This is a genomic window from Nostoc sp. (assembly GCF_036919555.1).
Classification (GTDB): Bacteria; Cyanobacteriota; Cyanobacteriia; order Cyanobacteriales; family Nostocaceae; genus Nostoc.
On the sequence record NZ_JBALCS010000015.1, the window covers coordinates 26636 to 47099 of the forward strand.

The 20464-nt window shown below is 44.1% G+C and carries 19 protein-coding genes and 1 pseudogene; 11 read left to right on the top strand and 9 right to left on the bottom strand.

Going from position 1 to position 20464, the window contains the following annotated elements:
* Window positions 1-6: 6 nt before the first annotated feature.
* From V7K36_RS06125 to V7K36_RS06140, 4 genes are all read right to left on the bottom strand, one after another.
* Window positions 7-252 carry a type II toxin-antitoxin system PemK/MazF family toxin gene (locus V7K36_RS06125; protein ID WP_335114061.1) on the bottom strand — a complete coding sequence of 82 codons (246 nt, stop codon included), beginning with the start codon at window positions 250-252 and terminating at the stop codon, window positions 7-9.
* Complete coding sequence (locus V7K36_RS06130; RefSeq protein ID WP_335114063.1) at window positions 252-506, bottom strand: hypothetical protein; 255 nt, start codon at window positions 504-506, stop codon at window positions 252-254. Before V7K36_RS06130 ends, V7K36_RS06125 begins: the two co-directional genes overlap by 1 nt.
* Before the next feature lie 120 nt (window positions 507-626).
* Entirely contained in the window at window positions 627-1214 is a 588-nt protein-coding gene (gene rimM / locus V7K36_RS06135) for a ribosome maturation factor RimM (RefSeq protein WP_335114065.1), read from the bottom strand.
* A gap of 110 nt (window positions 1215-1324) precedes the next feature.
* Window positions 1325-2608, bottom strand: coding sequence for a valine--pyruvate transaminase (locus tag V7K36_RS06140; protein WP_335114067.1), 1284 nt, complete (start codon window positions 2606-2608; stop codon window positions 1325-1327).
* Between the two features lie 283 nt (window positions 2609-2891).
* Between V7K36_RS06140 and V7K36_RS06145 the strand changes: the two genes are divergently transcribed.
* The 3 genes from V7K36_RS06145 to V7K36_RS06155 are packed head-to-tail and all read left to right on the top strand — an operon-like array spanning window position 2892 to window position 4751.
* Complete coding sequence (locus tag V7K36_RS06145) at window positions 2892-4001, top strand: S-(hydroxymethyl)glutathione dehydrogenase/class III alcohol dehydrogenase (RefSeq protein WP_335114149.1); 1110 nt, start codon at window positions 2892-2894, stop codon at window positions 3999-4001.
* A gap of 37 nt (window positions 4002-4038) precedes the next feature.
* Complete coding sequence (locus V7K36_RS06150) at window positions 4039-4230, top strand: hypothetical protein (RefSeq protein ID WP_335114069.1); 192 nt, start codon at window positions 4039-4041, stop codon at window positions 4228-4230.
* An 11-nt stretch (window positions 4231-4241) separates the two neighbouring features.
* A complete protein-coding gene (locus V7K36_RS06155; protein ID WP_335114071.1) occupies window positions 4242-4751 on the top strand; it encodes a DUF29 domain-containing protein in 510 nt (169 codons plus the stop codon).
* Window positions 4752-4770: 19 nt separating this feature from the next.
* Here the strand turns inward: V7K36_RS06155 and V7K36_RS06160 are convergent, their stop codons facing one another.
* Window positions 4771-6690, bottom strand: a complete 1920-nt coding sequence (locus V7K36_RS06160; protein WP_335114073.1) for a GTPase family protein — start codon at window positions 6688-6690, stop codon at window positions 4771-4773.
* Window positions 6691-6942: 252 nt separating this feature from the next.
* Between V7K36_RS06160 and V7K36_RS06165 the strand changes: the two genes are divergently transcribed.
* The 3 genes from V7K36_RS06165 to V7K36_RS06175 all read left to right on the top strand — a co-directional run bounded on the left by V7K36_RS06165 (window position 6943) and on the right by V7K36_RS06175 (window position 7950).
* Entirely contained in the window at window positions 6943-7233 is a 291-nt protein-coding gene (locus V7K36_RS06165; RefSeq protein ID WP_335114075.1) for a DUF433 domain-containing protein, read from the top strand.
* Window positions 7230-7604 (top strand): DUF5615 family PIN-like protein, encoded by a 375-nt coding sequence (locus V7K36_RS06170; RefSeq protein ID WP_335114077.1) that lies wholly within the window; start codon window positions 7230-7232, stop codon window positions 7602-7604. Before V7K36_RS06165 ends, V7K36_RS06170 begins: the two co-directional genes overlap by 4 nt.
* Window positions 7605-7686: 82 nt before the next feature.
* A complete protein-coding gene (locus V7K36_RS06175) occupies window positions 7687-7950 on the top strand; it encodes a DUF5763 domain-containing protein (RefSeq protein WP_335114079.1) in 264 nt (87 codons plus the stop codon).
* A gap of 305 nt (window positions 7951-8255) precedes the next feature.
* On the opposite strand, the gene ebsA is transcribed toward V7K36_RS06175, so the two are convergent.
* Window positions 8256-8630, bottom strand: a complete 375-nt coding sequence (gene ebsA / locus V7K36_RS06180; protein ID WP_334830063.1) for a type IV pilus biogenesis protein EbsA — start codon at window positions 8628-8630, stop codon at window positions 8256-8258.
* A gap of 262 nt (window positions 8631-8892) precedes the next feature.
* Window positions 8893-9201, bottom strand: a complete 309-nt coding sequence (locus tag V7K36_RS06185; RefSeq protein WP_335094997.1) for a hypothetical protein — start codon at window positions 9199-9201, stop codon at window positions 8893-8895.
* Between the two features lie 31 nt (window positions 9202-9232).
* Between V7K36_RS06185 and V7K36_RS06190 the strand changes: the two genes are divergently transcribed.
* Both V7K36_RS06190 and V7K36_RS06195 read left to right on the top strand, forming a co-directional pair.
* Complete coding sequence (locus tag V7K36_RS06190; protein ID WP_335114081.1) at window positions 9233-10639, top strand: glycosyltransferase; 1407 nt, start codon at window positions 9233-9235, stop codon at window positions 10637-10639.
* 164 nt (window positions 10640-10803) lie between these two features.
* Window positions 10804-12063, top strand: coding sequence for an RNA-guided endonuclease InsQ/TnpB family protein (locus V7K36_RS06195; protein ID WP_335114083.1), 1260 nt, complete (start codon window positions 10804-10806; stop codon window positions 12061-12063).
* A 37-nt stretch (window positions 12064-12100) separates the two neighbouring features.
* On the opposite strand, the gene V7K36_RS06200 is transcribed toward V7K36_RS06195, so the two are convergent.
* The gene (locus tag V7K36_RS06200) at window positions 12101-14197 is read right to left on the bottom strand and encodes a DNA polymerase III subunit gamma/tau (RefSeq protein ID WP_335114085.1); all 2097 of its coding nucleotides are present in this window, start codon (window positions 14195-14197) and stop codon (window positions 12101-12103) included.
* 415 nt (window positions 14198-14612) lie between these two features.
* Here V7K36_RS06200 and V7K36_RS06205 point away from each other — a divergent pair.
* Window positions 14613-15179 (top strand): annotated as a pseudogene (locus tag V7K36_RS06205) (DUF4114 domain-containing protein); the annotation flags it as partial.
* Between the two features lie 61 nt (window positions 15180-15240).
* On the opposite strand, the gene V7K36_RS06210 reads toward V7K36_RS06205, so the two are convergent.
* Window positions 15241-15387 carry a hypothetical protein gene (locus V7K36_RS06210; RefSeq protein WP_335114087.1) on the bottom strand — a complete coding sequence of 49 codons (147 nt, stop codon included), beginning with the start codon at window positions 15385-15387 and terminating at the stop codon, window positions 15241-15243.
* A 239-nt stretch (window positions 15388-15626) separates the two neighbouring features.
* Between V7K36_RS06210 and V7K36_RS06215 the strand changes: the two genes are divergently transcribed.
* Both V7K36_RS06215 and V7K36_RS06220 read left to right on the top strand, forming a co-directional pair.
* Complete coding sequence (locus V7K36_RS06215; RefSeq protein WP_442948438.1) at window positions 15627-16313, top strand: hypothetical protein; 687 nt, start codon at window positions 15627-15629, stop codon at window positions 16311-16313.
* Window positions 16314-16567: 254 nt separating this feature from the next.
* Window positions 16568-20443 carry a CHAT domain-containing protein gene (locus V7K36_RS06220; RefSeq protein WP_335114091.1) on the top strand — a complete coding sequence of 1292 codons (3876 nt, stop codon included), beginning with the start codon at window positions 16568-16570 and terminating at the stop codon, window positions 20441-20443.
* Window positions 20444-20464 lie beyond the last annotated feature (21 nt).

Consider the following 20464-nt stretch of genomic DNA (forward strand, 5'->3'; position numbering starts at 1 on the left):
CTATAGTCAAGCGATAACAATAATTTGATAACAAAGCACCACTGACTCTTGCGTTAAACCGCCTTCACCTGAAGGTATGACAATTGTACCTGGTATGTTAGCGCGTCGCAGATTAGTGGTTAAAGGAATTACTATTGATGTTGTTGTAAACTGAGCTAGTCTATCTCGCTGTACAATAATAACTGGTCGGATACTTGCTTGCTCTGAACCTCGACTCGGATTCAAATCAGCCAAATAAACATCTCCTCGCATTAAACTGTGTCCTCTTGCTGAAGCTGGGAGAGATAATCAGTTAAAACGGATTCTGCAAAAGCTAAATCTTCATCAGCAAACTCTGTTTTTAATGCAGCAGCTTCTGCATCAGAAATAGCATCCCAATGCTGAGTTAGTTTTTTTTTCTGGAGAGAGATAGCAAAATCTAATACTTCTTTTTGAGAAGATAAGGGCAATCCGGACAATATTTCTAGCAGTTGCCTGTGAATAGTTGCTGTTATTTTTTCTGGCATTGCCACATTTGCTAAATTAATAGATAGCGTGTGTATTCTAATTTTCTCATGCCTCAAGCTTTGCTTCTTGTTGAAGTATCCAGTACAGCAAAACTAGCTAGAGGCAGATAAAGGAATGACTTAATTATTAATTTCCAACAACCCAGGCGGTGGTGTAATTTCAATGCGACCAGATGCCAAGTCTACCACAGGTGCGATCGCTAGCACAAATGGAATCAAAACAGTCTTTTGCTTTTTGTCATTTGTCATTTGTTGTTTGTCAGTAGCAAATGATTCATGCAACTTGACTTCTAACAAATCATTCCCAGCAGAGATGATATCTACTACCGTCCCAACCAGTTCGCCAGATGCTTGCATAAAAACTTCCAAACCAATCAAATCGAGGACATGATATTCATCTTCGCCTAATTGGGGGCGATCGCTTGCTGGCACCATTAACTTACAACCGCGTAACGCCTCCGCCTGATCACAATTTTCCACACCAGCTAATTTGATCACATATAAGTTTTTGTTACTGATGTAACGTCCTGTCAATAATTCGATTGGTTGTGGTTCTCTTTCACCTGAACGCAACAACCAACGTTTTCCCGGCACCTGAAATCTTTCAGGGAAGTCAGATACAGGATAAACCCGTAATTCCCCAGACAATCCTTGAGGGGAAACAATCTTACCAATTTCTAACCAATTATCTGATTTGTCATTTGTCATTTGTCATTGGGCATTGCGCATTGGGCATTGGGCATTTGTCATTGGGCATTGGGGTCGGGGGAGAATAATAACTTATAACTCCTAACTCAACACTCAGCACTCAGCACTCATCACGCACTCACAACTGCACGCTGATAAACTTCTTCAGCCACTTTTGCTAAACGTTGCATAGCAGTGGTAATTTCCTCATCGCTGCCGGTAAGGCTGATGCGGAAACATTGGTGCTTGTGCGCCCATTCTTCCTCTAAACCGGGGAAGAAGCTAGTTCCAGGGACAATAATCACACCTACTTGCTTGACTCGTTGGTAAAATTCCCAATCACTGATGGGTAAATCCTCTAACCACAACCAAGCAAAAATTGCTCCTTCACCGCGATGGAGAAACCAAGGTAAATTCTTGGGCATTGCTTGTTCTAAACTGGTTTCTAAAACGGTAAACTTATTTTGGTAAAAGGGACGGATGACAGTGTGAGAAATTTCCACTAAAGCGCCAGAATTGATTGCAAAAGCTGCGATCGCTTGGCCGTAACGTGAAGAATGGAGACTCATATTTGCCTGGAAACACTCCAGCACTTCAATCCACTTTTCATCCCCAATGGCAATCCCAATCCTTTCTCCTGGTAATCCAGCTTTCGATAAACTCATGCAGTGGAGGATGTTATCACCAAACACTGGTGTCATTTCGGTAAAATTCAATGCTGGGAAGGGAGGTGCATAAGCCGAGTCAATTAACACGGGTACATTGTAAGGCGCAGCCAGGGCAGCAATCTTTCTCACCTCATCATCAGTGAGGACGTTACCAGTGGGATTACAGGGGCGAGAAAAGAGGACACAACCCGTGTTTTCGGTAATCGAAAGTTGACTGAAGTCGGGGCGATATTTAAATCGGTGGGCAGCTGTATCGATATCGAGAGTCGGTTTGTAGGCGGTTAAGGCTTTCGGAACTAAGCAGATACCCCCGTAACCCGTGTAGTCAGGACTGAGGGGCAAAACGATTTGTTTTAACTCGCCACTGGGGGTGTAGCCACCGAAGCTATTCACGGCGTAGAAGTAGAGACTTTGACTACCTGGGGTGATCAGGATATTGCGTTCGCTTAAGTTTAACCCGTAGCGTTTGTTAAAATCATTAGCGATCGCTTCAACAAATGGTGCATAGCCCTGACTTGAGCCGTAGCGACAAACTACCTCACCATATTCTGGACTAGCGAGAAGCTGTGCAGTACAATCCCGCCATAATTGCTCTACCTCTGGCAAAATCAACGGATTACCAGCACTCAAATTAATAAACTGCTGCCCTGCACTTGTTTGTAATGTGTCGATAATATCCTTCATGATTGCTCTGACGCCAGTCAGGTTAGACATTTGAGCGCCAATTTGAGTGAGGGCAGGGTTCATAAGCTGTGACAAAATATATAAATTGAGGGGTGGACAAATTATTTGGGGGTTGCTGCTGGCATCAAGTTTACATCGTTGCCAAAACAGCTGTTGCCGCCTTTAACCAATTTAGCTACAGAATGATATTTTAACAAAGTGATATTTATCGTTATAGGAGCGATCGTGCTTACTAAATACGATGAAGTGATACAAAAGTGTATCATGCGCTCGATATCTTTAAGTGAAAGAATTCCGTGCTTCAGCATTGGAGAGAACGTCAAAAAACTATACACGAGGGCTGACATTGCAAGTTAAAGCAGCAGTAGCTTACAGCGCAGGTAAGCCGTTGACGATTGAAACCGTTCAACTATCGGGGCCACAAGCCGGGGAAGTGTTAGTTGAGGTGAAAGCCTCCGGGATTTGTCATACCGATGCCTTTACCTTATCTGGTAACGATCCCGAAGGTTTGTTTCCGGCAATTTTGGGACATGAAGGCGCTGGTGTGGTAGTGGAGGTAGGCGCTGGTGTCACCAGTCTCAAACCAGGGGATCATGTAATTCCCCTCTACACTCCCGAATGCCGCCAGTGCGAATATTGTCTGAGTTTCAAAACTAATCTCTGTCAAGCCATTCGCTTAACTCAAGCACGCGGTGTCATGCCCGATGGTACTAGTCGCTTTAGTCTCGATGGGCAGATGATTCATCATTATATGGGTACATCCACTTTTGCCAACTATACGGTGCTGCCGGAAATCGCCGTGGCAAAAATTCGGGAAGACGCCCCATTTGATAAGGTTTGTTACATTGGCTGTGGTGTGACTACTGGTATTGGTGCAGTCATCTACACTGCCAAGGTGGAACCAGGAGCGAATGTCGTGGTTTTCGGTTTGGGTGGTATTGGCTTAAATGTCATCCAGGCGGCGCGGATGGTAGGGGCGAATATGATTGTCGGGGTGGATCTTAATCCCAGCAAACGCGCTTTGGCAGAAAAGTTTGGCATGACGCACTTTGTGAATCCCCAGGAAGTAGAGGGTGATTTAGTTCCCTATCTGGTTGATTTAACCAAAGGCGGTGCTGATTACAGCTTTGAATGTATCGGTAATGTCAAAATTATGCGTCAAGCATTAGAATGCTGCCACAAAGGTTGGGGCGTAAGTGTGGTTATTGGTGTTGCTGGTGCTGGACAAGAAATCAGTACTCGTCCTTTTCAATTAGTAACTGGACGCGTTTGGAAAGGTTCAGCATTTGGTGGCGCTAGAGGACGTACAGATGTGCCGAAAATTGTTGATTGGTATATGCAAGGTAAGATAAATATTGATGATTTGATTACCCATGTAATGCCTATTGAGCAAATTAATGATGCCTTTGAATTGATGCATAAAGGTGAATCAATTCGCAGTGTGGTGACTTTTTAGCTGTTAGATTCAAAGCTTTTTCTCAAAACACAATCAAGTGTCAGGGCGCACAGATGTAATGCGTGTCAACTTCAGCCAGAACACGAGAGAAAATCCTCGTTTCCAGCCTCTGGCTGGAAACGCATTAAGAGCGGCTCTGCCGCAAATTCAGGAGGCGGAGCCTCACAATAAGCATTCCCAGACTCTGCCTGGGAACGAGAGAAATTTATTAGGACAGGCTTTCACCTGAAGTTGACATCAATGCACATTTATGAGTCTTTACTAGAATTAGGGAAAACAGAGGGAAACCTGATGCCAAACCTCTACGAAAATGACTTTTATACTTGGACTCAACAACAGGCTAACCTTCTGCGTCATCACCAATGGAACCAGCTTGATCTACCCAATTTAATTGAGGAAATCGAATCTTTGGGAAGAAGGGAACGGCAAGAATTGAGAAATCGTCTTAGTATATTAATTGGACATTTGCTCAAATGGGAATATCAACCAAAACAACGGAGTCGTAGTTGCTTGGCGACAATTAGGGTACAAAGACGGGAGATTCTCAAGTTGTTGAGCGAAAATCCTAGCCTGAAGCCTTACCTTGAAGAAGCACTCCAGGAATCATATCAAAACGCTAGGGATTTAGCATCGGGAGAAACAAATCTGTCACTCTCAACTTTTCCCCAGCAATGTTTATATCCTTTTGAGGAAATTCTGAGCGATCGCTTTTATCCGGGTGAGCCTGCGACAGATGATTTAATGGAATAAAAGCGATAAAGCAGACAAATTATTTGGAAATCGATAGATAATACTCAAATCGCTCCCGCAGTTGTTCAACCGTCAAATTTTGAGTCCAGTATTCCACTAGGGCGTGACCAAATGCCCAGGCGTTGCGATCGGGTGAAGCGGAGTTTTCCAGCAGTAGCGGCCAGAGGGATAGCAATTCAAAGTTGAGCGAGTTATGCTTGCCTGTATTCAAGAGCGAGAAAAGCTCATATCCCATTTGAAGTTTGCCAATCACAATCGGCAACTGTTCCAGAGGAATTTGCTCTGCCAACATATATGCTAGGGCTGGAGATCCGGTTGAGAGCGTAGAAACAAACTGGAGGACGGGACTTTTAAGCAATGTCGTTAGTCCCTGTGTTGTCGTCATCTGGAAGGTATAGTGGTCGATGATTTTGGCTGCGGCGATAGTACGGGCTTCTAGGTTACGTAAAAAGCGGGCGAGACGGAGTTGCTTGGTAGGCGCGATCGCATCCACTAATCCCAACGATAGCGCCTCCACTCCCCAGGCGATTCGATTTGTTTTGCTGTCACCTGTAACCACAGGTAGAACTAGATTACAGAAGTTTCCTAGCAGTTTGGCGCGATACTCGGTGGCTTCTCGAATCGCAATTTCTTTGGGGCGATCGCCCCATTCCCAATTATAAGGTGGTTGCCATTCGCGGAGCGGACGCAAACGATCTATTTGAGTGACGATCGCGATCGCTGGTAAATCTGCAACTTCTGCCTTGATGTCTTGCAAAAAGTCTACATCCATTTGCAGGGCAGGATCGAGGGCAGGGGTAGCTAACAGCAGCAAATCTGCATTAATGGCATAATCAAGCACCAGATTTCGGAGATCGGCACGGTTGACTTGTTCATAACCAGGTGTATCCCAAAGCGTCAGGGTTTCGCCACTTTGACTCTGCCATTGATAATTCTGAATGCGATCGGTACTGGGTAAAACATCAACGGCTGCGAGATCCGCCTGAAATAGTGTGTTAATCAAGCTACTTTTTCCTGACCCCGTGCGCCCCACCAGCAGAATATTCACGGGTTTTTGCTCAACCGCCTCGGCTGGTTGAGCTTGAGTCAGGATTTCTCGGAGTGTTTGGGTTTTTGCTTTGGGTAAAGTTGGTGTGGATACTACGGCTGCTGAAACTGGTAATGTTCCACGTCCGTAGAGTGCGATCGCCTGTCGGCATAAGTTTCTGAGTGCAGCTTCCCGGAATAACTGACTCAAATTCCCCAATAATTGCTGAGTTGCTTGGTTACTGTAACCCTGACTAGCTTGTTTTGCCACTGCCGCCACCGGGTTTAAAACCCACTGTGCCCAGTTCCAAGCTTTCCAGAATTTCCGAGCCGATGGTTCCAACTTCCGGTAGACCTCATATCCTTGGTATGCTTGCCCAACTGTTACCTGATTGAGGACTGGGGATAACTTTTGCATCCACTGATCCATATCATCCACCGTTCCGCGAATCAGCCCGTAAGCTTGGGGGACGTAAATGTTCAGCAGGGGATATTGAATTTGAGGATTGTAGATATGAGCGATCTCTACCACCAAATCCTGGCATCGCGTCCAAAATGTTTGCCAGTCTTCCCAAATCGGGCGATCGCTTTGTGCTGCTTGCAGAATCTCTTGGAGTGCGGTTTCTGCAAGCTTTGTGATATCACTTCCCACTGGTGGTCTTACTGTATCCTCTGCTGCCGATTCCAGTTCTTCGCGGACTTGGGCTAATACAGTTTCCACTTGGTTAACAGCTGGTTGAGTCCATTTTACCAACAGCCAACGCCAACCCACGAATAAAAGGGTGAACACACCCCAGATCCAACTAATACCCCACGCATGAATTTGCGAACCGGCGGATACTAGTAAGAAAATAATGATAAACGCGATCGGCATTGCTAAGACGACCCACTGCCACGGTTTTAATCGCACCATTGCTCCATACCTGCCTTGAAATGTTGGGAAATTCGAGTTTTTGCAAAAATTACTCTTATAAAAAGTCTATCGTCTCCAATCGAGGCAGGATGTTTGCTATTCTGGGATTAGTACTAGACTCCTAATTATTAAGGATAAATGTTTTATTTTGCTGTGGGCAGCTAAATAAATAACTGGACATTTATATTTCTACATTAAAAGAAGTTTTAAATTGCTCAGTTGCTTATGGGAGCAAAATTTAGTAAACAAGCTATGCAAACCATTACCGACATTGGCACGCTGATTGTCAGCACACCGGGAACCTGTGGTGGTCGCCCTCGCATTACGGGACACCGGATTACGGTACACAACATTGCGATCGACTTCAATGCAGGCATGAAACCAGAAGACATCGTTGCTGAAAGACCACAGCTAATGTTGGCACAAATTTATGCAGCGTTAACTTACTACTATGTCAATAAAGAAGTAATTGACACAGAGATTGCCGCAGAAATTGAAGAATACGACCGTTTGGAAGCTGAATATACGGCGAAGAGACAGTGAGCCAAATTCGTTTGTATTTAGATGAGGACAGCGTTGAGAAGTCTTTAATCAAAGCTTTCTGTAATGCAAACTTGGATGTTGTAACAGTGGCCGATGTGAGCAGGCAGACTTATTCTGATGATCAGCAGCTAATTTGGGCAACAGAGGAAGGGCGTGCCATATATAGCTACAACCGAAGAGACTTCTGCTGTTTGCATAACGAGTTTTTAGCTACAGAGAGAAATCATGCTGGCATTATTTTGTTGCAGCAGCAACGTTATTCCGTAGGGCAACAGTTACAAGGGTTGCTCAAGTTGGTTGCTACTCGTTCGGCTGAGGAGATGGTAAACCAACTGGTATTTTTGAGTGCTTATATTGATAAAAGCTATTAGACCACTGTCGGCGTTTTAATTAATACTAGTTTTCATTGATAAGACTGCTATCTTAATAAAGATATCCTCGAAGTTATCTCGTATGTCATCAGCTAATTGCAAAGCAAAAACTAAATCTGGAGAAAAATGCAAGCTCAAAGCTAATTCTTCTGGGTACTGTCATATACATGAGCCTGAGAGATTTTCTGAAGGCGAGGTAAGACAACAATTACCTGAGATGTTTAAAGTCGAGTTTTCAAGCAATACATTTAGTCAAAGACGAGGCTTAAAGGCAACTTTAGGAGAAGCCCTGAAGGTTCTAGAAGTTTCTAACAAGTTACATCCGGCTTTGAAAATTCATTCTTAAACCTGTATGGATATACAAGTGATGAGGGAGGTATTAGACACGCTATGTTGACTGAGCCTGACCTAAGTATTGCTGATGCAAAGTACTTTTTACTTTCATGTACGTCTTTCATAAACTACCTGAAATCGAAGATTTAGAGTACGATCGCTTTTTAATTAGATTTTGGGAGATCAGGAGCGATTATCTTCGACACCTCCGCGATCGCAAGTAAGAATAAGAGTGCAATATTCTTCTTTTCTGATGTCGGCATCAGAATAAACAGTTTTAAAGACAAGCCGAACTTGCAAAAGTCCGGCTGAGTTTAATCAATCGTCTATACGCAGTAGCTTGCGGTAAAACGGTTGTGAAAAATCGGTCACGCGATGACGTTTATAGTTGTCCATAAGTTCAATTAAAAAATTAATAAATTCAAAACTAGCCATCATCAATTCGTAACTCAGATCAGCGTTGCCATCAAACTGGATTCGGCAACGGGTTAAGTCTGACGGTAAAGTAGCAACATTCCAGGAGGCGACGAAGGGGATATGTTCACTGGCTTCTATCTTCCGATGTCCCTCTAAGACCCCTTTTTGATAAAGACTGATGGCATAAGGTAAGAAATTGCGCCTAGCGCCCTGAACGTAAGGTAAGTAAACACTGGCTTGTTGTTGAGTGGCGGGCTGGAGTTGCTCAATAGACATTGTTAAATATTCCTCAAGTTGGTTGAAAACTGGGGATATTAGTGGTTATTAGTAGTATTCCCAAAAGATGTATCTAAAGCACACGGCAGGGGAAGGAAGCAGGGAGCAGGGGAGAAATAACTAATGCCCAATACCCAATGCCCAATAAATGAAGTTACTGCTAAGAAATATTAAAATTTCGGTTACAATGATCCTGCATTAACTTTTATCGAAGCTGGGAACGATAACACTAAAAATCCCGACTGTAAAGTGGTGGATGCCGTTATTGCAGTTTCTCCCAACAACAAGCTGCTGCTACCTTGCTATTACTTTGCCCAAACCGGAGTTCTGATTGGAAAAAGTCCGACTCTACAAGCTTCCTGCCCAAGTGGCTATCAAAGGAATCAAGCCTCTGTCTAAGAGTAGCAAACGTGGTTAATGTGAGGTAATTACGCAGAGTGGCGGTGACAACAAAGGTAGTCCCAGCGGCTTTTGGCTTAGGGATAGCGGGTATTGCAGTTTGCCCATTCCGATTAATATCGGGAAAAGTAGCTTCGGGATATTTGTCCGTAAAATTACTAACTGTAGACAAATACTGGTTTTTGAATCAAGCAACCTAACCTATGCCAGCGAATTCCTGGCCCGAAGAAGATTCTTATCAAGAGCTTGATCCGCTCAACTCCTTATTGTCTGATCTATCAGTAAATGAGGAGCCAGTGTTAGAGACAGATCCTGTGTCTTTAACACCCCGGTTTCAAGGTCGTAGACGCAAAGCAGCTCTAGTCTTGACTATCGTCTGGAGTGGCACGATCGCTCTACATTTAGTTTCTTGGGCTTCTATATTTATTCTAGGACTGACCACCATTCTAGGATTTCATGCCTTGGTGGTAGTGTTTACTAAACCCCGTCGCTATCCAAAAGAAATACAGGGAGATTTGCCCTTTGTATCTTTGCTAGTGGCTGCGAAAAATGAGGAAGCGGTAATTGCTAAATTAGTCAAAAATCTTTGTAATCTGGAATATCCAGGTGGGCATTACGAAGTATGGATAATTGACGATCACAGCAGTGATAGCACCCCACATTTATTAGCAGAACTAGAACAGAAACACGAGCAACTGAAAGTACTAAGGCGTTCAGCAGCAGCTAGTGGTGGCAAATCGGGGGCGTTGAATCAGGTATTGCCACTGACAAAGGGCAATATTATAGCAGTATTTGATGCTGATGCCCAAGTGACACCAGACTTGTTACTACAGGTAATACCTTTATTTCAAAGAGAAAAGGTGGGGGCGGTGCAGGTGCGAAAAGCGATCGCCAACGCTAAAGAAAACTTTTGGACTAAGGGTCAAATGGCGGAAATGGCGCTTGATACCTGGTTTCAGCAACAGCGAACTGCCCTTGGTGGCATTGGCGAACTGCGGGGCAATGGTCAATTTGTCAGGCGTTCAGCCTTGGAAAGCTGCGGTGGCTGGAATGAAGAAACCATTACCGATGATTTAGATTTGACAATCCGTTTACATTTGGATAAATGGGATATTGAGTGTGTTTTCCATCCAGCCGTGCAAGAAGAAGGAGTGACGAGCGCGGTTGCACTTTGGCATCAGCGCAACCGTTGGGCAGAAGGCGGTTATCAACGCTATCTGGATTACTGGGATTTAATTCTCAAAAACCGCATGGGAGGGCGCAAAAGCTGGGATTTGCTGATTTTTATGCTGATTATGTATATCTTGCCCACAGCAACAGTACCAGATTTATTAATGGCGATCGCTCGTCATCGTCCACCAATGTTAAGTCCGATCACAGGCTTGTCCATTTCTATGTCAATGGTAGGGATGTTTACAGGTCTGAAACGGGTACGTCAAGATCAAAAATTCCCACTTTCTACATATTTTCTGATGCTGGTGCAAACCCTGCGCGGCAGTTTATATATGTTGCACTGGTTAGTCGTCATGAGCAGTACTACTGCCCGGATGTCGGTAAGACCAAAGCGACTGAAATGGGTGAAAACCTTGCATACTGGGGATGGGGAATAGCCCCTAAGGGGGAATTCAAAATTCAAAATTCAAAATGCAAAATTACCAAAAATAATTTTGCATTTTTTTATCAGAAAATTGGGTTGAAAATCCCGTGCTTCTAGCACGGCTTTCATTGATTTACTACGCGACTCGTAGCTAGTAAATATGCTATAATTAAGGCTATGCTGATTCTTAACTACCGCTATAGACTATATCCTGATACCATCCAACAAGACCAATTGGTTAATTGGATGGAGACTTGTCGCATTGCCTATAACTATGCTTTGCGAGAGATTAAGGATTGGTGTAATAGCCGTAAGTGTCAGATTGATAGATGTTCCTTGGTTCATGAATATATCTTGAGTGCGGATTTGAAGTTTCCCGGCGAGGTGCAACAACTGAACGCACTACCTAAAGCTAAGAAGGATTTTCCAAGATTGGGAGAACCGGCTTCTCAGGTATTGCAGCAAGCGGTTAAAGAATTGCACAAAGGATGGGAGTCCTTTCAAAAACGTGGGTTTGGTTTTCCACGCTTTAAGAAGTTTGGACAGCTTAAGTCTTTGCTGTTTCCCCAGTTCAAAGTTAATCCCGTTACTGGATACAGCTTGAATTTGCCGAAGCTGGGAAACATCCCTATCAACCTGCATCGACCAATCCCTGATGGGTTTGTAGTCAAGCAAGTCCGCATCATTAAGAAAGCTGATAGATGGTACGCCTCTATCAATATTCAGTGCCATGTCAACGTTCCCTCCCCGATGCCACATGGTCACGGAATCGGTGTGGATATCGGGCTTAATAAATTTTTGGCAACCAGCGACGGGGTTCTCGTAAAACCGCCAAAGTTTTTTAAAAGTCTGCAAAGCAAGCTGAAATTGCTGCAACGTAGGTTGAGTAGAAAACAGAAACGGTCAAAAAATTACGAGAAACAACGTCTCAAAGTTGCAAGGCTTCATCATACAATTGACAACACTCGTAAAGACTTCCACTTTAAGCAAGCCCACGCCCTTTGTGATAGTGCAGATCAGGTTTTCATGGAAGACCTGGACTACACTGTTATGGCAAAGGGGATGTTTGGTAAGCAGATGTTGGATGCAGGGTTTGGTCAGTTCCGTTCTCTCGTGAAATATGTGTGCTGGAAACGAGGCAAGTTTTTTGCCGAAGTCAATGCGAAGGGGACGTCTCTTGAGTGTCCAGAATGCGGAGCAATTGTTAAAAAGGACTTGAGCGTTAGAGTTCATAACTGTAGCTGTGGATTCATCACCGATAGGGACGTAGCAAGCGGACTTGTAATTAGAAATAGAGGCTATGCCCTCATTAGTACCGATGGACAGTCGGGAATCCAAAACGCCTATGCAGTCGGTCTGCCGGGGGTGGATGAGAAATCTTTACCTTTGTCAGAGGCGAAACCCCGCAAGGGAAAAACTAGGAAAGCTAAGAAGTGATTCTTGGAAGCTCCGTACCAAAAGGTGCGGAGTGTTGTCACTCATCATCAACTTCTGATTCTTCTACCCACTCAGGTGTAGTTATAGAATCGGAGAATTCTGTTGAATCCTCTGCAAAGCGGATAATTTGTCCGTTGAAAAATTCTGCTATACGTTGAGCTGCGATCGCTACTTCGTCAGGTTCCCAATCAGGTGGGGGTGTTCGCTTTGCCTCCAAATGCAAAGCTTGCACGCCATTTCCATTTACGCCATTTTCATTTACACCATTTCCATTTACACCATTTCCATTTACACCATTTCCATTTACGCTATTTCCATTTGCCCCATTTCCGTTCCTTGTTGCCGACTCGGTTTTTGGTGGTGGAGTGGTTGGCTGGGGTACTGGCGCTGGAGGCGGAATTTGCTGATTGTAACTGGGAGCTGGTGGCTGCTGAACGCGACTAGAGTCTTTTGGGGGAGGATTTTTTTTGGCTGAGGTAGAGTTTGAAGAAGTTCCTTTTTCTATATTTATCTGGATTTCACGCTGGAAAGTCTGCTGGAAAGCTGCCGTAATCATCGGTAGATAAGATTTCCCCTTGTCATACCATGCCTGTTTGATCGCAATTCGAGCCACAGTACCATCGAACTCTACGAGATGGCTCATTTGACGCAGCATTTCTTGCCTTGATTTTGGCTGGAGGTTAGCAAGCACCTGTTGCCAAACCTGAGTTAAGTCATATTCTGCTTCCTTAACAACTTCTGAAGTTACTGGTTCAATGTTCGCAGGTGACATGGGTAGAGATACAGGTTCTGGAGTTGGTGGCGAAACTGAGTTAGCACCAGAATTGTGATTTGTTTGCCGTTCAACTGGGGGAGATGAAGTGACGGGCTGATTTTGGGCAGCCGCTAGATGATTGGGAGATACAGAATTATGATTTGTTTGCGGATTATCTAGAGGCACAGAAGAGACTGCGTGATTTTGGGCAACTGCTGGAGGATAGCTTGGAGATACAGCAGGTGTGTTAACTCGCGGCGCGACACTTGGGGCTTGTGGCTGAATATTCGTCGCACTGGGTAACAATCCTAGTAATGTTACCTCTAACCACAAACGCGGCTGGGTGGTATTTTTAATTTGCACTTCTGATGTTCGCAGGTGTTGCTGTCCTGCTAAAATCGCGCTCATATCCAAGTATTGAGCAAACTCAACCAGCGCTGTCCAGGTTTGCTGAGTACAAGCAACTAAATCGTGGCGGTTGGGTGCAGTTTTGGCTATGAGTAAATCGCGGTAGAAGGCGGCGAGATTTTGCAGAATAGTTAGCGGTTCTCGACCACGATCTAGGATGTTGTGCGTACAATCTAGAACTGCTTCTGGTTTATCTTGAGCGATCGCATTTAAAAGCCCCAGCAAGTCCTGTTCGCTCACTGTCCCCACCAAATCCCAAACTCGCTCTGGTGTCACTTCACCCGCTAATAAACCCAATTGGTCAAGTAGACTTTCGGCATCTCGCAACCCTCCCTGAGCAAGTTGGGCTACCAGGGTTACAGCGTCGGGTGAAATATGAATATTTTCTTTAGAGGCGATCGCACTTAAATGCTTTACCATCGCTTCTAACTGAATGCGTCTAAAATCAAACCTTTGACAGCGCGAAATAATCGTTGGTAACACCCGTTGTGGGTCTGTTGTCGCCAACACAAAAACCACATGTCTCGGTGGTTCTTCTAGTGTCTTTAGTAGCGCGTTAAATGCCTGAGTACTGAGCATGTGGCATTCATCGATTACATAAACCTTGTAGCGACACTGCACAGGAGCAAACTGGGCTTTTTCAATTAACTCGCGGATATTATCGACACCAGTGTTACTAGCGGCATCGATTTCAATTACATCTAAGGCGTAGCCCTTGGTGATTCCCTGACAAACATTACACACGCCGCAAGGTTGAGCGGTGGGCTTGTCACTTTTGAGACAATTGAGGGATTTAGCCAGAATCCGGGCGCTAGAAGTTTTCCCCGTACCTCTAGGGCCAGTGAATAAATAGGCGGGGGCGATTTTGGATGTGCCGATCGCGTTCGTGAGGGTGGTAGCGATCGCCTCTTGGCCCACCAGTTCAGCAAAACTCTTGGGGCGATATTTGTGGTGCAGGGGTTCGTAAGACATAGAAATATAGACTTCAATGCCTTTCAAAGTTAATTAGTAGCACCGAGTCGAGTTTAGGATTCAACTATTTTAATCTCTTCTACCTGCTTAGTTTGTGGATGTTCACATAGCGCTTACACTCAACTAATGCTGTAAATTTTGGCACTCAGGAAAGCAAGCAACTAGATCTTATCCTCTACGATGATTTCAACATCAAAGTATCGGAATTATAGCATATTATTTAGTATATTTGTACTACAAAGGGGGAGTTGGAAAGATTGAAGAAACAGACAAGTCCCCAAGTCCCCTTGTCTCTTTCTTCAATAAGGGGCTAGAGCATCCCCCTTCCCTACTAGGGAAGCTACGGCGTACACACAAGTCATCGAATTACCCAAAACAAAAACCTCACCCTGTCCTAACTTTAATCCCTCTCCTTAATCTGGTGGTAAAAATTCAGTCGACAAATGATTTATTACCTCTGGGTACAAATCTGCAAGGAAACTCCCAAGGGGAAGTAATTGATTTGCGCGGTGTCACAAGTCAGGTAAAAGCTGATTTTGTGGTCAACAGAGAAGCAGCTTTCAAGAATTTCATCGGCTTCTATCAAGTAGCTGATGAGAATGGTGGCATTGACACCAACGGAGATGGCAAAGCAGATATTCTCACTGGACAGCCTGGTTATACTGAAGCCGCAATTCGTGGGCGTGTTGCAGGCATTGACTTGACAGTTAATAACCAAGGTACTGCAACTTACACAGGAACTTTCCAGCCAGGTTCTATCTTTGCACCATTTATTATTGCTAATGGTATACCTGATGCTTTAATTGATAGCAATCCAAATAACGATCCAGCAGTTTACTTCCCATTCTTGGGAGCTAACGCTGATAAAGTAGATCACATTCGCTTGTTAGGGAATAACGTTTTTGGCTTTGAGGATTTACCAAGTGGTGGTGACAAAGATTTCAACGATATGATCGTGCGAGTCAATATGACTATCGCCTAGCCTAAATTATTAAACATCGCCTATACTCAGTCGAGCCAATGTTGAGCAATGTGGTTAAGCGTCATTGGTTGGGAGCATCCGCTTTTGGAAGAAATACCTGACGATTGGAAATCGCGACTATCAGCAGCCATTCCTGCGTGATCGAAAAAAGCCTCGCCACCGCCCGCATAGCTAAGACAAAGCTAGCTAACAGTCGCCAATATTTCATAATGTTTTCTTAATAAATCTCAACACTTCCACCATTAACTATTAAACCTCACAGAAGAGGATAAAGGAGCAGGGAAGCACAGAGAAAGTTCCAGTAAGTCTTTCCCAATGCCCCATGCCCCATGCCCTAGAGGAAAAAAGAGATTTCCTGTCTATACGTTTTATTGACTGAACTAACGCCATAGTCCAGTGCGATCGCTACAATTTTAGGAGGATAAGCAATATTCGATGGTGCAGCAGATGCTCAAGCGGCTATTTCAATGGCTCAAAAAGCTTTTTCAGAGCTTGTTTGGTGGAAAACAGACTGCCTCAAAATCTAGGGAGAATGTGCAAAAAGAACCAGCACCACCCCTAAGCGATACGGATCTGGAATTTCTCTTCACCGAACTCTTGCAAGGAGTACATCAAGCACGAGGGGAAGCATGGGCACGGAAGTGGCTGCATAATATTGAACATCGCATCTCAACTGAACGCTGGGTTGAGTGGTTAGGGCGCTTTGGCGACAGATTGCTAGCATCACCTACACCCAATAATGAAATAGCCGCGCGGTTAGTGCAGCTGGGTGAGTTGGACATCCCAGAAATTGGAGATGTTGCCTATAGTATCGGAATGCAGTTGTTGACACGTAATCAAGGCGAACCCATTTGGGAATATGAAGGGCCAGATGCTGTCAACACAACTTTGTCCTCTGAGCCAACTGCTCCAATATTAGAGTCAGCAGATGCACCAGAGAACCTCCCAGAGGGAGAATCCCAAACTGTCACCCTAGAAGAGTTGTTTGTGATGTTGCAGGAGGATCAAAACTTACGCCAGCAGATTGCTCAACAGCTTGCCGTTGAGACAGACGATCCACAAGTGCTTGTCCAGGCATTGATTAGTCAATTATATCCGGCTGGTCAATCGACTACAGAGCAAACAGAAAATTAACGGCTTCGCAAAGTCAGCAGATTTGGGATTTGAAATTTTGGATTGAGCGAAAATTTCAAATTGGCACGGTCAAAATTTCAGAGTTTAATCTGGTAATTGTAACATTGTAATGCTATTCTCTTGAAGTTTTGTATATTTTTTGCTAATCTCCTACGGAAGCGCTGTCTGAATCTAATGGATTTTTACGTGATTCATGATTTTTTTAACACAACGATGGCTACAATCTAGAAAAAGAAAATCCAAGAGTGTGGCAGATGCTCAGGCGGATATCGCAGTCGCTTAAAAGGTTTTTAAAGCGCCTCATTGCAAGTAAGCAGACTCGTCGTTCTCTCAAGGGTGGGAGAGGACGCAATCTGGTGGGGGTACTACCAGAACTAACCAATGCGGATCTAGAACAATTGTTTATCCAATTGCTAGAAGGCGTGCATCAAGCACGAGGACGACAGTGGGCATTGAGGTATCTGCAACGGATCGAAAATCGCATTCCGGCTGAACGCTGGATAGATTGGTTGGTGATGTTTGGCGAAAGCTTGCTAGCTTCACCCACACCAAATCCTCTGTTAGCAACCCAGATGGTGCAGTTGGGAGAACTTGGTGTTGGCAGAATTGGAGATGTTGCATACAACATTGGTATCAGGCTGATGCAAAACTCACCCATACAAAACTCACCCACACCAATAGAGTATGAGGACAATCAGGCGCAAGATGGGGTAGAAATCACTCCTGGGCAAGAACTGATCCGCGACTTAGGCGAACAGTTATGGGAATATAATCAGCCAGATGTAATAGAAACTACTCCTGGGCAAGAACTGATCCGCGACTTAGGCGAACAGTTATGGGAGTATAATGAGCCAGATGTCGTAGAAACTACAACCGATGAAGAAATTCTCCCAACTTCCCCTGGGCAAGAGCTAATCCGTAGCTTAGGTGAACAGTTATGGGAATATGATGTGCAAGATGTTGAATCAATAACGTCAGCACCCCAAAATGTCTCTTCTGAGGAAGGATTTACCGAGAACTTAGAGGAACCGGTATTGGAATATGAACGAAAAGACACCCAAACCACAATCAGAGAAAATCTCCCTCTCCCTCCCGCAGAAGATTCAATCACCTCATTAGCCCAACTGAGGTTCGGCGATGAAGAGGAAGTTACTCCAACTAAAACACCAACAAATCTCCTTTCCACTAGACAAAAAACTGAATTAACAACATCTTCCTCAGAGGAAATCTGGGATAACACTTTGACGGATTTAGATCCAAATGTGGCTTATACCCTAGATGAGTTGTGGGTAAGGTTAGATCAAAGTACCAATTTAGTCCAGCAACTTGCTGCTAATTTGGCAGTTCAAAGCAGTAATTCCCCTGGTATTATTGAGCGACAGAGCGATAATCCTGTTACCCAGGCTCAAGCGTGGTTTTACCAAGGTCTTCAGCAAGCTAAAACGGGTGATTTGTTAGGCGCGATCGCCTCTTATGACCAAGCGATTGAACTTCAACCCGAATTCCCAGAATATTGGTTTAACCGAGGCTTGACGCTGTTTCATTTAGAACGTTTTGATGAAGCGATCGCATCTTACCAAACAGCCACAGAACTGAAATCCGACTTCTACAAAGCTTGGTACAACAGAGGTCGAACTCTGGGAGAATTAGGATATTTTGAAAAAGCGATCGCTTCTTTTGACAAAGCCATAGAAATTAAACCAGACTACCAAGAAGCTTGGTCTAGCCGGGGTTTGGCGCTGCTAAAGTTAGGTTGGCTACCGGAAGCTATTTCTAGTTATGATCAAGCGCTGCATCTGGAACCAGAAGACCAGGAAAACTGGTATTACCGAGGCATAGCCCTGGCTGTTGGCGAACAATTTGCCGAAGCGATTATATCTTACGACAAAGCGCTAGAAATTGACCCAGAGTATCATGAAGTCTGGATAGACCGGGGTGTAGTGCTGTTTAATTTAAGAAAGTGGTCAGAAGCGATCGCCTCCTGGGATAAAGCCCTTTCAGTTCAAGCCGACTTCTACTTAGCTTGGTACAACCGGGGTATAGCATTAGATAACTTAGGACGCCGCATTGAAGCGATCGCCTCCTATCGACAAACGATCGCCATTAAACCCGACTTCCACTTAGCTTGGTATAATCAGGCGGTAGCACTGTTTTATTTAGAAGAATTTACCGAAGCGATCGCCTGTTATGACAGCGCCTTGCAAATTAAACAAGACTATTGGGAAGCTTGGATTGGTCGGGGAACTGCGATCGGTAATTTAGTAAACTCTGACGCATTGCTGAATTTGTCGAGTAGTATAACAGCGACAAATCCCGCCTTACAACAGGGCGGCTACGAAGGAAAATTAGCCAGCTACGAGGAAGGGTTGAAATACCTGCGTACAGATACCCACCCAGAAGGTTGGGGTAGATTGCATGTTGCGATCGGTAATACTTACTACGACCAAGGCAAAAAACATCCCAATACCCGCGATTATTGGCGCAAAGCCGCATCTGAGTATCATCAAGCGTTGTTAACCCTTACACTAGAACATTTTCCCCAGTTGCATCTAGAGGTTTTGCAATCTCTAAGCAAAGTGCTAATGGGTTTGGAACAAACAACACAAGTTCAAGAATTGCTGCAACGCGGTACAGATTTATTGCAACAATTACTGAGTGAAGAAACTCGCTCAGACGAAAGTAAAAAACAGCTAGCTCTGAAATTTACCGGCTTTGAGCAATTAGCAGTTGATTTAGCCGTAGAGTCCGGTGATTTAGTTGAAGCTTGGCAAATTGCCGAACAAGGCAAAAATGCTTGTTTAAACTGGCTGCTTTCTGGCTGGAATGATCATATTTACTCACCTCATTATGGCGTAATTCAACAACTATTCAATCCCACAACAGCAATTATTTACTGGCATATTAGTCCAGTTGCCCTACATACTTTCATTCTCAAAGACCAAGCGCCATCACCAATCCTCCTCTTTACACCCATGCAAGATTCTGGGGCAATACCTTTAGGAGAAGACGCTATCCGTTTAAATGAATTGCCCTTACCCGAAGCAGTGCAACGCCTAATTGAATTTGAAACTTGGCTAGAAGATTGGCATCAACAATACCAAGAATATCGCAGCACAGCCCAAGACAAAGAAAGTAAAAGCCAGCATTCTTGGCGAGTTGATATGGAACAGAAGCTGTTGCAACTGTATGAAATCCTAAATATTTCCACAATTGCACAGGAACTCGAAGGCATCACCCAACTGGTTTTAATTCCTCACCGTGACTTGTTCAGATTACCCATTCATACACTTTTCCATCTCTCTTCACCATCGCCGGAAGAGTTACCGAATGTGGAATCAAATTTCAGCGTCACCTATCTGCCTAGTGCCCAAATAGGTTTATCAATAAAAACTGAAGAGATTTGGCAGTGGCAAAATCAGTTATTCCTCAGTGTTGAACATCCTGATAGTGCAGCTTATCCCACACTAAAATTTGCCAAACTTGAGTCTGAAGTTGTTAGCCAGATGTTCAATAATATTCAACGAATTCAGGGGTCAGAAGCTACGAAAACTATTGTCGAAAACGCCTTATTTGATAATTACAACATCTTTCATTTTACGGGTCGTGTTACTAATAACTTGTCTGAACCTAAAAAGTCAGAATTAGCATTAGCAGGTGAAGACAAACTTACTCTAGATGAAATCTGCCAACAAAATCTAGCAAGTTACAACCTTATTACCCTCTCTGCCTGTGAAAATTTAAGTACTAGCAACCACACTATCAGCAGCGAATATGTGAGTTTAGTAACTGGTTTTGTGAGTCAGGGTGTTCCTCATGTAGTGAGTACTCTTTGGAGTGTAGAATCTTCGGCTAGTGCCTTGGTAATGATCGAGTTTTACCGACGATTACAGCCCAATAAATCAGCAGTTACTGCCTTAGCGGAAGTAACACGATGGCTGAAAGAACTAACTGCTGGAGAACTGACAAAATGGTATGAAGATATCTTGAATAATCTGCATCCAGAGGAATTACGAATTCAAACTTATTTAGCGACACAACTATATAGAAATAGTAAAATGGCATCAGATAAAAATCTTTATAATCATCCTTACTACTGGGCAGCATTCACGATTACGGGTAAGCCAAATTAATCCTTTGAAACTTATACCAGT